The organism is Roseisolibacter agri, assembly GCF_030159095.1.
In the GTDB taxonomy this organism is placed as follows: Bacteria; Gemmatimonadota; Gemmatimonadetes; order Gemmatimonadales; family Gemmatimonadaceae; genus Roseisolibacter; species Roseisolibacter agri.
Map to the genome: position 1 here is coordinate 69,694 of NZ_BRXS01000001.1, position 13,979 is coordinate 83,672.

Here is a 13,979-nt window from a genome sequence, read left to right on the forward strand (position 1 = left end):
CGCTCAGTTCTCGCCGAACACGCTGCGGCGGCGCTCCTCGCGGAACGGCCCCGGGATCGTGCCCGGCGCGGGCACCGCTGGCGCCACCGGCGCGGCGCGGCGCCGGTCGACCGGCGCGCGGCGGAAGCGGCGCACCGTGTCCTGCACCGCCGCCGCCTGCGCCGCCAGCGCTTCGGCCGCCGTCGCCGACTCGTCCGCCGTCGCCGCCACGCGCTGCGTGACGTCGTCCACCTCGCCGACCGACGTCTCGACCGCCGACACGTCGCGCCGCTGCTCGGCGCTCCCCTCGGTGATCGCGCCGGTGACCGCGGCGACCTCGCCCACGCGCCGCTCCACCGCCTCGAACTGCGCCACGGCCTGCGCCGTCAGCGTCACACCGGCGGTGGTGTGCTTCAGCCCATCGGCGATCAGCTCCGCCGTGCGCTTGGCCGCGTCCGCGCTGCGCAGCGCGAGCGCGCGGACCTCCTCGGCCACGACCGCGAAGCCGCGCCCCGCGTCGCCCGCGCGCGCGGCTTCGACCGCCGCGTTCAGCGCGAGGAGGTTCGTCTGGAACGCGATCTCGTCGATCGTCTTCACGATGCGGCGCGTCGCGTCGGCGCTCGCGCGGATCTCGCCCATCGCGGTCGCGAGCCGCTGCATCTCGCGCGCGCCCTCGTGCGTCGCCGCGCGCGCCTGCGCCGCCAGCGCGCTCGCCTGCTCGGCGCCGGCGGCGTTGCGGCCCGCCGTCTCGCCGAGGCGCTGCACGTGCGCGCTCACCGTCGCGAGGCTCGCCGCCTGGTCGCCCGCGTCCGCCGCCAGCGCGCCCGCGCCGCCGCGGATGTCGTCCGCCGACGCCGCCACCTGCGCACTGGTCGCCTCGATCTCGCCCAGCGCCGCCGACAGGTCGTCGAGCGCGCCGTTGAGCAGCTGCTGCAGCTGCGCGTGCTCGCCCGCGTACGCGCCGCGCACGCGCGGCGTCAGGTCGCGCGCGCGCAGCGCGGCCAGCACCGTGCCCACCTCGCCCAGGAAGCGCGCCTGCTCCGCGCCCGCGGCCTCCAGGCGCCGCCGGCTCGCGTCGGCCGACGCGCCGGTCACCAGCCCGACGTCCAGCTGCACGAGCCGCGCGAGCGCCTGGCCGAAGCGCCGCTGCTCCGGATCGTTCGCGCCCTCCGCCGCGATGGCGTCGCCGAGCGCGCGCCGGAGCGTCTCGTAGAGCGCGATCGCCCAGTGCGGATGGAGGCCGAGCCGGTCGAGCGCGGCGCCGGCCGCGTGGCGCGCCTGCACGTACGCGTCGTCCAGCCGGCCCGCGAGCATCGACTGCACGTGCCGCGCGATGAGCGGCGTGCGCTCGGCGTCCGGCACGTGCGCCGCCAGCAGCGCGCGCGGCGTGGGGTGGCTCGCGACGCGCCCGAGGATCGACGCCGCGATGGCGTCCGTGCGCCGCGCGCACGCGGGCGCCCAGTGCGCCAGCACGCCCACGTCCTCCTCCGTCAGCCCGATGAACGTCACCCCTTCGGCGACGGCCGGATCGGTCAGCGCGATCGTCCCACGCGGGATGTGGGCGGCCGGTGGAGCGGGGCGGCGGGACGCGAGACGGCGGAAGAGCATCGGGCGGACGGCGAGGAGACGGCGCCCGCGCATGGCGGGCGAGGCACGCCGGGAAGTCTCGGTCGTTCGTGACGATTTCCTGAGGATTCGCGCGCCTCAGATCACGCGGTCGGGCGGCGTGCGGCCCGCGAGGAACGCCTCGAGGTTGTCGAGCGCGCGGTCGCCCATCGCGCGCCGCGTGCGCACCGTCGCGCTGCCCAGGTGCGGCAGCAGCACGACGTTCTCCAGCGCCAGCAGCGCGGGCGGCACGCGCGGCTCTCCTTCATAGACGTCGAGGCCCGCGGCCGCGAGCCGGCCGGCGCGCAGCGCGTCGGCCAGCGCGTCGGCGTCCACGACGTCGCCGCGTGCCGTGTTCACGAGGATCGCGCCCGGCCGCGCGTGCGCGAGCGCCGCCGCGTCGATCAGGTGGCGCGTCGCGGGCGTCGCGGGGCAGTGCAGCGAGACGACGTCGCTCGTCGTCAGCAGCTCTGCCAGCGTCCCGCAGCGCGTCGCGCCCACCGCGGCCGCCTCGGCGTCGCGCGCGGACGGGTTGAGGTAGCGCACCGGCATGCCGAAGCCGTGGTGCGCGCGCCGCGCGACCGCCTGCCCGATGCGCCCGAAGCCCACGATGCCGAGCGTCGCACCGGTGAGCGACGTCCCTAATAGATGCGTCGGCCGCCAGCCGCTCCAGCGGCCCGCGCGCAGCTCGCGCTCGCCCTCGCCCAGCCGCCGCGCGGCCATCAGCATGAGCGCGATCGCCACGTCCGCCGTGTCGTCGGTGAGGACGCCCGGCGTGTTGGTGACCGCGACGCCGTGCGCGCGCGCCGCCTCCAGGTCGATGTGGTTGACGCCGACGCCGAAGTTCGCGAGCAGGCCCGCACGCGGCCGGCCGTCGGGCGCGCGGCGCGCCGCTTCGGCGAACACCGCCGCGTCGATGCGGTCCGTGACCGTGCAGAGCACCGCGTCGGCGGTGGCCAGCGCGTCGGCCAGCCCGTCGGCGTCGAGCGGGCGGTCGTCCGCGTTCAGGCGCGCATCGACGGCGGTGGTGAGGGCGCTGGTGAGGCGCGCCTCCACGGGCGCGGGGAGGCGGCGGGTGACGGCGACGACGGGGCGCATGGCGGCAATGCTACGCGCGCGCTCGCGTGAGAGGGAGGTCATGACGTTTTCGTGAAGGTGTGGAGCGCGCGCGCGCAGCGGTCGACACTCGACGGAACCGTCACGAATCGTGGCTGACGCTGGTCCGCACCCGTCCCCCCGCATCCATGCTCGCTCTCACGCTCCGACAGAAGCTGCTCGCCCTCGCGCTCGTGGGCGCGGGATCCACGATGGCCGTGGGGCTCGTCGGGCATTCCGGCCTCACCGACACGCTGGCGCTGCTCCACACGACGACCGCCGCCAACGTGGTGCAGCGTCACACGCTGACCGCGGACATGATGCACGACGCCGTGCGCGGCGACGTGGTCGGCATGCTGGTGGCGCACGCCAACGGCGACTCGGCCGGCGTCGCGACGCTGCGCGAGGATCTCGCGGAGGACGGGCCCAAGCTGCTGGCGGAGCTGGACACGGTCGCGCGGACGGCCGGCTTCGAGGACGTGCGCGCCGCCACGCGCGCGGCGCAGCCGGACGCGATGCGCTACGTCGCGCAGGCCGACTCGATGGCCAGCGCGCTCGGCGCCGACACGGCCGCGACGCGCGTGCGCTTCGCCGCGTTCCAGGCGAGCTTCGCGACGCTGGAGCGTTCGCTCGGCGCGCTCGGGACGCTGGCCGAGCAGCGGCTGCAGGCGCGCGTCACGGCCGACGCGCGCACGGCGGAGGCGACGCGGCACTGGGTGCTGGTGATCGCCGGCGTCGTCGTCGCGCTGGTGATGGGCATCGCGCTCGCGCTGGCCGCGTCCATCCGCCGCCCGATCGCGCAGATGGCGGCGGTCGCGCGGCGCGTGGCGCTGGGCGACGTGACGGCGGACGTCACGCACCACGGGCGCGACGAGATCGGCGCGCTGGCCGACGCGTTCCGCGCGCTCATGGGCTACCTGCGGGAGGCGTCCGACGCCGCGGCGCACGTCGCGCGCGGCGACCTGTCGGTGCGGATGACGGCGCGCTCCGAGGCCGACCGGCTGGCCGCGTCGCTGAACGGCGCCGTGGACGCGCTGCACGGGCTGCTGGGCGAGACGCGCACGCTGATCGACGGCGCGCGCGCCGGCGACCTCTCGGTGCGCGGCGAGTCCGCGCGCTTCGACGGCGTGTACCGCGAGCTGGTGGCCGGGATCAACGACACGGTCGGCGCGGTCGCGGCGCCCACGCGCGAGACGATCGCGGTGCTGCAGCGCGTCGCGGAGTGCGACCTCACCGCGCGCCTCGATGGCGACTACACGGGTGACTTCGCGACGCTGCGCACCGCGCTGCACGGCGCGCTCGACCAGCTCGGCACGGCGCTCGACGGCGTGCGTACGACGGCGGGGCAGGTCGCCGTCGCCAGCGCGCAGATCGCGGGTGGCAGCCAGGCGCTCGCCAGCGGCGCGAGCGAGCAGGCCGCGAGCCTCGAGGAGGTCACCGCGCGCCTGCTGGAGCTGCGGCGCTCCGCCGACGTCAACGCCGAGCAGGCGACGGCGGCCAGCGCCGTCGCCGCGGACACGCGCACCAGCGCCGCCGCGAGCGTGAGCGCGATGACCGGGCTGACCGACGCGATGGCGCTCATCGGCGCCAGCGCGCGCGAGACCGCGACCGTGCTGCGCACCATCGACGAGATCGCGTTCCAGACGAACCTGCTCGCGCTCAACGCCGCCGTCGAAGCCGCGCGCGCGGGCGACGCGGGGCGCGGCTTCGCCGTCGTGGCGGAAGAGGTCCGCGCGCTCGCGCTCCGCAGCGCCGAGGCGGCGCGCCGCACGGGCGATCTCGTGGCGCAGAACGAGGCGCGCGTCCACCTCGGCACGCAGGCGAGCGACGAGGTGGTGGGCCATCTGCGCTCGATCGACGGCTGCGCGGCGCGTCTCGCGATCGTGCTCGACGCGGTGACCGAGGCCAGCACGCGCCAGCAGGGCGACGTGATGGACATCGGCGCCGCCGTCGAGCAGCTCAACGGCGCCACGCAGCAGACCGCCGCCACGGCCGAGCAGTCCGCCGCGGCGGCGGAGGAGCTCGACGCGCAGGCGCGCGTGCTGCGCGACGCGGTGGACGCGTTCGTGCTCGATGCCGCCGCACCGTCGGATGCGCCGCGCTCCACGCCGCGCTTCGACACCCGACTCCTGGCCGCGCGCTGACGCGGCGTCCCATCCTCCGCAGTCCCCTCCCATGCGTCATCCCGCCGTCCTTCCCGTCCTCGCCGCCGCCGCGCTCGCGTCCGGCTGCGCCTCCCACGGCGCCTACTCCGGCAGCATAGTCACCGACCGTCCCGACTTCACCGAGAGCCCGGTGGCCGTGCCGCGCGGCGCGGTGCAGGTGGAGGCCGGCAACACGCTCGAGCGCACCGACGACGTGCGCGCCAACACGCTCGGCGAGACGCTGGTGCGCGTGGGCGTGCGCGGCGGCGTGGAACTGCGGTTGGGGCTCCCGTCGTACGTGCGCGTCGCCGGCCCGGGCGCCGTGGACGGCCTCTCCGACGGCAACCTCGGCGCCAAGTTCGAGCTCGTGGGCGAGTCGCGCGCGGCGGGGCTGGTGCCGACGACCGCGCTCATCGTCGGCGCGGCGCTGCCGACCGGGTCGCGGGCGTTCCGCGGCGGCGGCGTCTCGCCCGAGGCCAAGCTGCTCGTGGGCTGGTCGCTCGGCGAGGCGTGGGCGCTGTCGTCCAACCTCAACGTCGCGTCGGTGGACGCGGGCGACGCGCGCACCGGCGAGGTCGCGGGAAGCCTCTCGCTCGCGCGCTCGCTCTCGGAGCGCACGGGCGCGTACCTCGAGTGGTTCGGGACGCGGCCCGACGGCGCGCAGGGGACGCACTTCGCGAATGGCGGCGTGACGTACCTCTTCACGGACAACCACCAGCTCGACCTGCGCGTGGGCCGCGGGCTGGGCGGCAACCGCCGCGACTACTTCCTCGGGCTCGGCTTCTCGCAGCGCTGGTAGCGCGCCGAGCGAAGGGAGGATCCGGACGGGCGGCGCGCTCTTGACGAGTGCGCCGCCGCGTCGTACCAAGGGGCACCGATCCAGCCGCCTCGCCGTAGCGGCGCGCACTCCGTTCGTGAGGGCCGTCCTCGATGCTCAGGCTTCCGCTGCCCCTCGCCTGGCGCGCGCTTCCGCGCCGGGCGACGCTGCTCGCCGTCCTCGCGACCGCCGGCTGTGGCGGGGGCGGGGGCGGGATCGCGCCGACCAACCCGCCGCCGACGCAGACGGTCACGCTCACGACCGCGCCGGCGGCGCTGACCTGCCAGGCGGGCGAGCAGGTGAGCCTCGCCGCGACGCTGACGCCCGCGCAGACGGGCGCCACGTTCACCTTCGCCGCGACTAACGCCAACGCCACCGTCACCGCCACGGGCGCGTCGGCGACCGTGCGCTGCGTGTCGGCTGGCGCGTCGGCGATCACGGTCAGCGCCGGCGGCCAGAACGTCACCGTGCCCGTCGCGATCACCGCGGTGCCCGTCACCGTCTCGGTGTCGATGGAGGCGTCGTCGCTGTCGATCCCCGTCGGCGCGTCGCAGCCCATCACCGTGCGCGTCACCGCGTCGCCCGCGGGGACGAGCACCGACTTCCGCTGCCGCTCGTCGGCCACGGGCGTGCTGACGGTCGACTCGCTCACGTGCCTCGCGCGTGGCGTCGCGCCGGGCAACGCGATCGTCACCGCGACGTCCGTCGCGCTCCCCACCGTCGCCGCGACCCTCGGCTTCAGCGTCACGGCGCCGGTCACCGGGCCCGCGGTGCGCTCGTGGAGCGCGTTCCGCGCGGGCATCGTCGGCGACACGGTCGTGCGCGGCTCGGTGTACGGGCTGTGGGGCACCAGCGCGACCAACGTCTGGGCCGTCGCGAGCGAGTTCGCGGCCACCGGCGAGATCTGGCGCTACGACGGCACGCGCTGGACGCTCGCGCGCGCCAGCAGCGGCGTGGTGCTGTACGGCATCAGCGGCTCCGGCGGGACCGACGTGTACGCGGTCGGCGAGCGCGGCACCGTGCTGCGCTGGGACGGCTCGGCGTGGAGCGCGATCGCGAGCGGCACGACGGCGACGCTGCGCAACGTGTTCGCCGCCGGTCCGCGGCTCGCGTACGCGGTGGGCGACAGCGGCGTGGTGCTGCGCATCGACGCGAGTGGCGTGGCGCGGCTCAATCCCGGCACCACCGCGCGGCTCGACGCGGCGTGGGCCAGCGGCACCGCGAACGTCTACGTCGGCGGCGACTCGGGCCTCGTCGTGCGCTTCGACGGCACGAGCTGGCGCCGCATCCCGACCGCGGCCGGCGAGTACGTGAACGGGATCTGGGGCACGGTCAGCGGCCCGGTGTTCGCCGCGTCCAGCACGGGGCGCATCTTCCAGGTGCAGACGGGCACCGCGACGCAGACGGCGAGCCTCCCGTTCGGCTTCACCAACATCTCGGGCACCGCCGCGAACGACATCTACGCGGTGGGCTACGGCGTCGCGCGCTTCGACGGGTCGTCGTGGAGCGAGGTCGATGCGCCGTACGACGGCGCGCTCCTCCTCTCGGCGTTCGCCACCACGGGCGCGGCGTTCGTGGGCGGGCCCGACGGGCTCGTGATGGTGCGGCGCGGCACGCCGGCGGCGTTCGTGACGACCAACGCGCGCGTGGAGTGGTTCGGCGTCGCGCCGCTCGCCGGCAACTCCACGCTGCTCGTCGGTTCGCTCGGCGCATCGTGCCGGTGGGACGGCAGCACCTGCACCGCGCAGCCCACGGGCACCGGCGCGACGCTCTACGGCGCGTGGGGCGACGTCGGCGCGAGCGCGATCGCCGTCGGCGAGGGCGTCATCCTGCAGTACTCGAGCGGCGCGTGGCGCACGGTGCGCAGCGACGTCGGCACGCTCAACGGCGTCCACGGCCGCAGCGCGACGGACGCCTTCGCGGTCGGCTCGCGCATCTTCCGCCTGCAGGGCGCGACGTGGTCGGAGATGACGAAGCCCACGACGAACGCGCTGTACGCGGTGTGGAGCGGGACGGCGAACTTCGCGCTCGCCGTCGGGCAGCGCGGGACGCTGCTGCGCTTCGACGGCACGGCGTGGCGCGTGGCGCCGCTGCTCAACCGCACCGAGAACCTGCTCAGCGTGTGGGGCGCCGACACGAGCAACGTGTTCGTCGGCGCCGCGGGCGGCGGCCTCTATCGCTTCGACGGCGCGACGTGGACCGCGCAGACGTCGCCGTCGACGTGCAGCGTGTGGGGCATCTGGGGCGCCAGCTCGCGCGACGTCTACGCCGCGACCGGCTGCGGCGAGGTGCTGCGCTACGACGGCACGAGCTGGACGCGCGTGATCCAGGCGCCGACCAACCTGTGGGCGATCACGGGCCTGCCCGCCGGCGGCGCGATCGCGCCGGGCGGCAACCACCTGCTGCTGCGCGGCTTCCCGACGGCGCTCGTGGCGTCGGACCTTGGCCCGCGCACGTCGCGGCGCCCCGCCGACGTGCGCACGTCGCGCGGCGGCGGCGCGCTGCCGCGCACCGATCGGTTCGGCGCGCCGGTGCTCCGGCCCAGGTGACGCGCGCCGTGCGGTCAGGGAGCGGCGCCTGCGCGGAGCGTGCGGCGCTCTTGACGAGTGCGCCGTCCCGTCATACCAAGGGACACCGGTACGTCCGTCTCGCCGTTGCGGTGCGCACTCCGTCCGAGGGAGCCGACCCAATGCCCAGGCCTCCGCTGCCCTCCGTCCGGAGCGCGCTCCGCACGCCGCTGTCGTTGCTCGCTCTCCTCGCGTCGGCCGCCTGTGGGGGTGGGGGCGGCGGCGGCATCGCGCCGACCACGCCGACGGTGACGCTCACCACCGCGCCGGCGGCGCTGGCGTGCCAGGCCGGCGAACAGGTGACCCTCGCCGCGGCGCTGTCACCCGCGCAGGCCAACGCGACCTTCACCTTCGCGGCGACGAATGCCAACGCCACGGTGACGTCCACCGGCGCGACGGCGACGGTGCGCTGCGTGTCCGCGGGGAGCTCGGCGATCACGGTCAGCGCCGGCGGACAGACGACGACGGTGCCGGTCTCGATCTCTGCGGTGCCGGTCACGGTCGGCGTGTCGCTGGAGGGACCGACGAGCGTGCGCGTCGGCGCGACGGCGGCGATGACGGTGCGCGTGACCGTGAACCCGCCGGGTGGCGCGAGCACGGCCTACCGCTGCCGGTCGTCCGCGGCAAACGTGCTCGCGGTGGACTCGCTGACCTGCGTCGTGCGCGGAGTCGCGCCGGGACCCGCGGTGGTCACCGCAGCCTCGGTGGCCGCGCCGAACGTGGCCGCGCAGCTGACGCTCACGGTGCTCGACGCCGGTCCGGCAATCCGCTCTTGGGTGGCGAGTCGCGCCGGCATGCTCGGTGACACGCTCGTGCGCGGTACCGTCTACGGCGTGTGGGCAAACACCGCATCGAACGTCTTCGCCGTCGCCAGCCCCGGCACCGACATCGGCGAGATCTGGCGCTACGACGGCACGCGGTGGGCACTCGCCCGCGCCAGCAGCGGGGTGGTGCTCTACGACATCGGCGGCTCGGGCCCGAGCGACGTGTACGCCGTGGGCGCGCGCGGCACCGTGCTTCGCTTCGACGGCTCGGCCTGGAGCACGATCACGACCGGGAGTACCAGCACCCTGCGCGGCGTGTTCGTCGCGGGGCCGCGGCTGGCGTTCGCGGTGGGGGACAGCGGCGCGGTATTCCGTATCGACGCCACCGGCGCAACGCGATTGAACGCGGGCACGACCGCACACTTCAAGTCGATCTGGGCGAGCGGCGCCGCAAACGTGTACGTCGGCGGCGACTCGTCGCTCGTGCTGCGCTTCGACGGTACGTCGTGGCGGCGTATCGTGGCACCGGCCACCGATTTCTTCAACGGGCTCTGGGGCACCGCCACCGGGCCGGTGTACGCGGCATCCAACAACCCACGCGTCTACCAGGTACAGACGGGCACCGCGGTCGCGCAGCTCGGGACCTTTGGGACTGGCTTCAACGACATCGCCGGCAGCGCGGCGAACGACATCTACGCTGTGGGTTTCGGCATCGCACGATTCGACGGTACGACTTGGAGTACGGTGACGACGCCGTATCCTGGCGTCCTGTTCCAGTCCGTGACTGCGGTGGGGGATGCGGTGTTCGTCGGCGGTACCGACGGGTTGGTGCTCGGGCGGAACGGCGGTGGCACATGGACCCCGACCAATGCGCGCGTAAGCTGGTTCGGGGCGGCGCCGATCGGCGCGTCGTCGGCGCTGCTCGTGGGTTCCTTCGGTAGCTCGTGCCGGTGGGACGGCGCCACCTGCACGGCCGTGCCTACCGGGGTCGGACGCGTCCTCGCCGGAGCGTGGGGGGACGGCGCCGGCAACGCGATCGCCGTCGGAGACGACGTCATCCTCCAGTATGGTGCCGGCGCGTGGCGGTCCCCGATCCGGAGCGTCGGCACGTTGCTCGGCGTCCACGGCACGAGCGCCAGCAGCGCACTCGCTGTCGGCGACCGCATCTTCCGCCTCGCGGGCACGAGTTGGACGGAGATGACCAAGCCGACTGCCAACCGGCTGAACGCCGTCTGGTCCGCGTCGCCGACGCATGCACGTGCCGTGGGCGCGAATGGGACCCTGCTGCGACTGGAGGGCACCGTGTGGCGCACGGAGTCGCTGCTCGGGCGAACAGAGGACCTGCTGACCATCTGGGGCGCAGACAGCGCGAACGTGTTCGTCGGTGCGCGTGCCGGCGCGATCTACCGCTTCGACGGCACCGCGTGGACGGCTCAGGCGACAACCTCGCAGTGCAACGTCTGGACGCTGTGGGGCGCGAGCGCCACCGATGTGTATGCGGGCACGAGCTGCGGTGAGGTGCTCCACTACGACGGCCAGGCGTGGACCACGCAGACGCGCGGACCAGCCGGGCTGTGGGCGATCGTCGGACTGCCCGGTGGTGGGGCGGTAGGCGCGGGCGACAACTTCCTCGTGCTTCGCGGTTCCCCGACCGCCTCGGTCTTCACGGCGACGGATGGCGGCACCCGCGGCATTCGCTGGTCGCCTCGCGCCGCGCGCTCACGCGGCGAGGCGTCCGCACCGCCATCGCACGCACCGCGCTCCATCGCGCAGCCGTCGCGCTGATCGCGGCGACGCCCACCCTTCAACGAACGACCATGCGATTCCTCGCGCTGGGATGTGCCCTGACGGTCACGACCGCCGCCGCGCACGCGCAGTCCGCGCAGCCGTGGTCGCTGCAGGCCTCCGCACTGCTCACCTCCGCGAACGTGGGCAGCGGCGGGTCGGGCGTCGCCGGCGGCGGCGTCGAGGGGCAGCTGCGCTACACCAGCGGGCTCTGGTCGCTCGGCGGCGGCGTGCAGTACAGCAGCCACTCCTCGCGCAACGACGCCACCGACCGCGACGACAACATCAAGCTCACGGGCGTGTTCGTGGAGCCGCGGCGCACCTTCGTCGTGTCGTCGCCGCGCGTGGGGCCGTACGTCGCGCTGCGCGGCGCGGTGCTCCGCCAGTCGAACAACTTCGGCGGCTCCAGCTCCAGCGGCTACGCGATCGGCGGCGGGGGCGGCGTGATCGTCGCGCTCACCGACCGCGTGAACCTCGACGGCGGAGCGGCGGTGCTGCGCCAGTCGCTCGGCAACTTCACGATCGGCAGCCAGGAGTTCCGCTTCCCGACGCTGACGTCGTACGTCGCGAAGGCGGGCGTCAGCATCGGGTTCGGCGCGCCGAAGCCGCTCTAGCGCGTCACCGCGACGGGAACGGCGCCGTCGGCGCGACGCCCGCGAGCTGCCAGCCGTCGCCGCGCGTGAGCACCGCGCGGAAGCGGCCCTGCTCCTGGCCGCGCGCGCCGAAGCCGACGATCCAGCGCACGTCCGCGCCGAACGGCACCATCCACTGGCCGTCGACGCGCGTCGCCTCGCCGACCCACACGACGGTCACCGCGACCTGCCGCGTGCCGTTGAGCCACTGCAGCATCCGCGCGCGCGGGATGCTCGCCGTCTGCGCGCCGCCCAGCAGGCGCGCCACCTCGCGCCCGTCGCGACGCTCCAGCGCCCGCGCGAACGCCGCCACCGCGGCGCGCGCGTCGGCGGCGGCCGGCGCGGACTCGGCGGCGGCGGGCGCGGCGGGCGGATAGGAGTCGGCCGGCGCCGGTGCGGGGACCGACGGCCGGCGCACCGGCTCGTCGCGCACCGCGACCGGCTGTGGTGACGGCGTCGGCGGCGCGGGCGTGACCTCGGGCGCGGCGTACGCCGGCGCGGCGGCCGTCGTCGTGGGCGCCGTCGCGACGACCGGCGCGGGCACGGTGACGACCACGCGCGCGCGCGCCGCGCCGGCGCGCACCTCGATGGTCGTGCCGCGCGTCGGCGCGCGCACCGCGACCACGCCGTCGCGCACGGTCACGCTGGCCGCGTCGGACGAGCGCCACGCGAGCGGCACGCCGGTCACCACCTTGCCGCCCGCGTCGAGCACGCGCGCGGTGATGCGGCGCGTGTCGCCCACGCCCAGCGTGAACCCCGCCACCGGCGCGTCGAGCACGATGCGCGCGGGCACGGCCGGCGCCGATGGTGCGGGCGGTGCGTCGGTGGTCGTCGTCGGTGTGGACGTCGCGGGCGTCGGTGCCGCCGTCGGTGGCGCTGGCGTCGACGGCGCGGCCTCCGTGCCCGCTCCGGTCACGGCGACGGGCGGCGTCGCGTCGGACGATCCACCCTTCAGCGCGAGCCACGCGGCGATTCCCGCCGCGAGCACCCCGGCCGCGACGAGCGGACCGCGGCGCGTGGCGCGCGGCGACGCGATGGGCGTCGATGCGGTCGATGCGGTCGATGCGGTCGATGCGGCGGTCTCGATCGTGATCGGCCGCGGTGCCTGCGCCGGCGGCGCCGACGGCGTCAGCGCGGTCTCCTGCAGCGACGGCACGCGGAGTCGCCAGTCCGGCTCCGGCTCCGGCTCGGGCTCGATCACCGGCTCGATCACCGACTCGATCACCGGTTCCGGCTCCGCGATCTCCTCCACCGCCGCGACGATCGGCGCGGGCGTGAAGTCCGGGAGCGGCTCCGGGAGCGGCGTCGGCTCCGGCGCGGGCTCGGGGATCGGCGTGGGCGTCGGCTCGGGGACCGGCGTCGGGATCGGCGTGGGCAGCGGCGTCGGGAGCGGCGTCTCCGACCGCGCGGGCGTCGCCGCGGGCGTCGCGGCCGGCGTCGGGCGGCCGATCGGCACGGGGCTCTGCGGCGTGTGCGGCCCGGGCGCGTCGGTGCCGAGCACCGTCGGGACGAGCGCGGCCAGCGCGGCGCGCAGCGCGTCGGCGCCGCCGTGGTCGTCCAGCCGCAGCGCGCGGCACACCGCGTTCAGCGACGGCCAGCGGTCCGCGGGCGCCTTCGCCAGCATCCGCAGCACGGTCGCCTCCAGCTCCGCGGGCACGTCGGCGCGCTGCTCGCGGATCGGCGCGGGCGGCGTCGAGAGGTGCGCCTGCAGCACCTCGTACAGCGAGCCCGCGAACGGCGGGCGCCCCACCAGCAGCTCGTACGCGACGGTGCCGAGCGAGTACTGGTCGGACGCGCTGGTGAGCGTCTCCACGCGCCACTGCTCGGGGCTCATGTAGCCCGGCGTGCCGATCGCGAAGCCGGTCTTCGTGAGCTGCTCGCTCTGCGCGACCTTGGCGATGCCGAAGTCGGTCACCGTCACGCCGCCGTAGCGGTCGAGCATCACGTTCGCGGGCTTCATGTCGCGGTGCACCACGCCGCGCTCATGCGCGTAGTGCAGCGCGCGCGCGACCTGCTCCACCACGTAGCACGCGAGGTCCACCGGCAGCGCGCCGACGGCGTGCAGCAGCTGCTCCAGCGAGCAGCCGTCGATGTACTTCATCACGAAGAAGCGCAGCCCCTGGCTCTCCTTCGCCCGGTACACCCGCACGACGTTCGGATGGTCGTCGAGGTTCGCCGCGGTGCGCGCCTCCTGCAGGAAGCGCTGGGGCATCGTGTCGCGCGACGCCAGCTCGGGATACATCACCTTGATGGCGACGTAGCGCGCGAGCTCCAGGTCCCACGCGAGGTACACGGCGGCCATCCCGCCGTGGCCGAGCTCCTTGATGATGTCGTAGTCGCCCAGCGTCGCGCCGCGCAGCCGCCGCAGCAGGTGGTCGTCGCCCTTCGCGGGCGCGTCCTCCTCCACGAGCGCCTGCCCGCAGACGGAGCAGAAGCGCGCGCGCGGCGCGGTCTCCGCGCCGCACTTGGGACAGACGGTGGTGCTCAGCATGAACGCGTCGGGGATCGGGCGACGGCCGTGCGCCAGGCGCTACGATGCGGGCCGGACCCGCACCCGGCAAGGCACCGCTTCCGCTGGCGGCCGCGGGCGC

The 13,979-nt window shown here is 75.6% G+C and carries 8 protein-coding genes; 5 read left to right on the plus strand and 3 right to left on the minus strand.

Going from position 1 to position 13,979, the window contains the following annotated elements; translation table 11 throughout:
* Window positions 1–3: 3 nt before the first annotated feature.
* Complete coding sequence (locus rosag_RS00395; RefSeq protein WP_284348003.1) at window positions 4–1,587, minus strand: methyl-accepting chemotaxis protein; 1,584 nt, start codon at window positions 1,585–1,587, stop codon at window positions 4–6.
* A gap of 96 nt (window positions 1,588–1,683) precedes the next feature.
* Window positions 1,684–2,682 carry a 2-hydroxyacid dehydrogenase gene (locus rosag_RS00400; RefSeq protein ID WP_284348004.1) on the minus strand — a complete coding sequence of 333 codons (999 nt, stop codon included), beginning with the start codon at window positions 2,680–2,682 and terminating at the stop codon, window positions 1,684–1,686.
* Between the two features lie 146 nt (window positions 2,683–2,828).
* On the opposite strand from rosag_RS00400, the gene rosag_RS00405 reads away from it, so the two are divergent.
* The 5 genes from rosag_RS00405 (at window position 2,829) to rosag_RS00425 (ending at window position 11,370) form a co-directional block, all read left to right on the plus strand.
* Window positions 2,829–4,823, plus strand: a complete 1,995-nt coding sequence (locus rosag_RS00405) for a methyl-accepting chemotaxis protein (protein ID WP_284348005.1) — start codon at window positions 2,829–2,831, stop codon at window positions 4,821–4,823.
* A gap of 31 nt (window positions 4,824–4,854) precedes the next feature.
* On the plus strand, window positions 4,855–5,622 hold the full coding sequence (locus tag rosag_RS00410) for a transporter (RefSeq protein ID WP_284348006.1): 768 nt from the start codon (window positions 4,855–4,857) through the stop codon (window positions 5,620–5,622).
* Window positions 5,623–5,753: 131 nt separating this feature from the next.
* Window positions 5,754–8,189 (plus strand): Ig-like domain-containing protein, encoded by a 2,436-nt coding sequence (locus rosag_RS00415; RefSeq protein WP_284348007.1) that lies wholly within the window; start codon window positions 5,754–5,756, stop codon window positions 8,187–8,189.
* A 266-nt stretch (window positions 8,190–8,455) separates the two neighbouring features.
* Window positions 8,456–10,756 (plus strand): hypothetical protein, encoded by a 2,301-nt coding sequence (locus tag rosag_RS00420; RefSeq protein ID WP_284348008.1) that lies wholly within the window; start codon window positions 8,456–8,458, stop codon window positions 10,754–10,756.
* Between the two features lie 32 nt (window positions 10,757–10,788).
* Entirely contained in the window at window positions 10,789–11,370 is a 582-nt protein-coding gene (locus tag rosag_RS00425; RefSeq protein WP_284348009.1) for an outer membrane beta-barrel protein, read from the plus strand.
* 4 nt (window positions 11,371–11,374) lie between these two features.
* On the opposite strand, the gene rosag_RS00430 is transcribed toward rosag_RS00425, so the two are convergent.
* Window positions 11,375–13,879, minus strand: a complete 2,505-nt coding sequence (locus rosag_RS00430) for a serine/threonine-protein kinase (RefSeq protein WP_284348010.1) — start codon at window positions 13,877–13,879, stop codon at window positions 11,375–11,377.
* Window positions 13,880–13,979: the final 100 nt, after the last annotated feature.

Coding starts and splice junctions, on each gene's coding strand:
- rosag_RS00395 (WP_284348003.1), bottom strand. CDS start 1,587: ATGCTCTTCCGCCGTCTCGCGTCCCGCCGCCCCGCTCCACCGGCCGCC.
- rosag_RS00415 (WP_284348007.1), top strand. CDS start 5,754: ATGCTCAGGCTTCCGCTGCCCCTCGCCTGGCGCGCGCTTCCGCGCCGG.
- rosag_RS00430 (WP_284348010.1), bottom strand. CDS start 13,879: ATGCTGAGCACCACCGTCTGTCCCAAGTGCGGCGCGGAGACCGCGCCG.
- rosag_RS00400 (WP_284348004.1), bottom strand. CDS start 2,682: ATGCGCCCCGTCGTCGCCGTCACCCGCCGCCTCCCCGCGCCCGTGGAG.
- rosag_RS00405 (WP_284348005.1), top strand. CDS start 2,829: ATGCTCGCTCTCACGCTCCGACAGAAGCTGCTCGCCCTCGCGCTCGTG.
- rosag_RS00425 (WP_284348009.1), top strand. CDS start 10,789: ATGCGATTCCTCGCGCTGGGATGTGCCCTGACGGTCACGACCGCCGCC.
- rosag_RS00410 (WP_284348006.1), top strand. CDS start 4,855: ATGCGTCATCCCGCCGTCCTTCCCGTCCTCGCCGCCGCCGCGCTCGCG.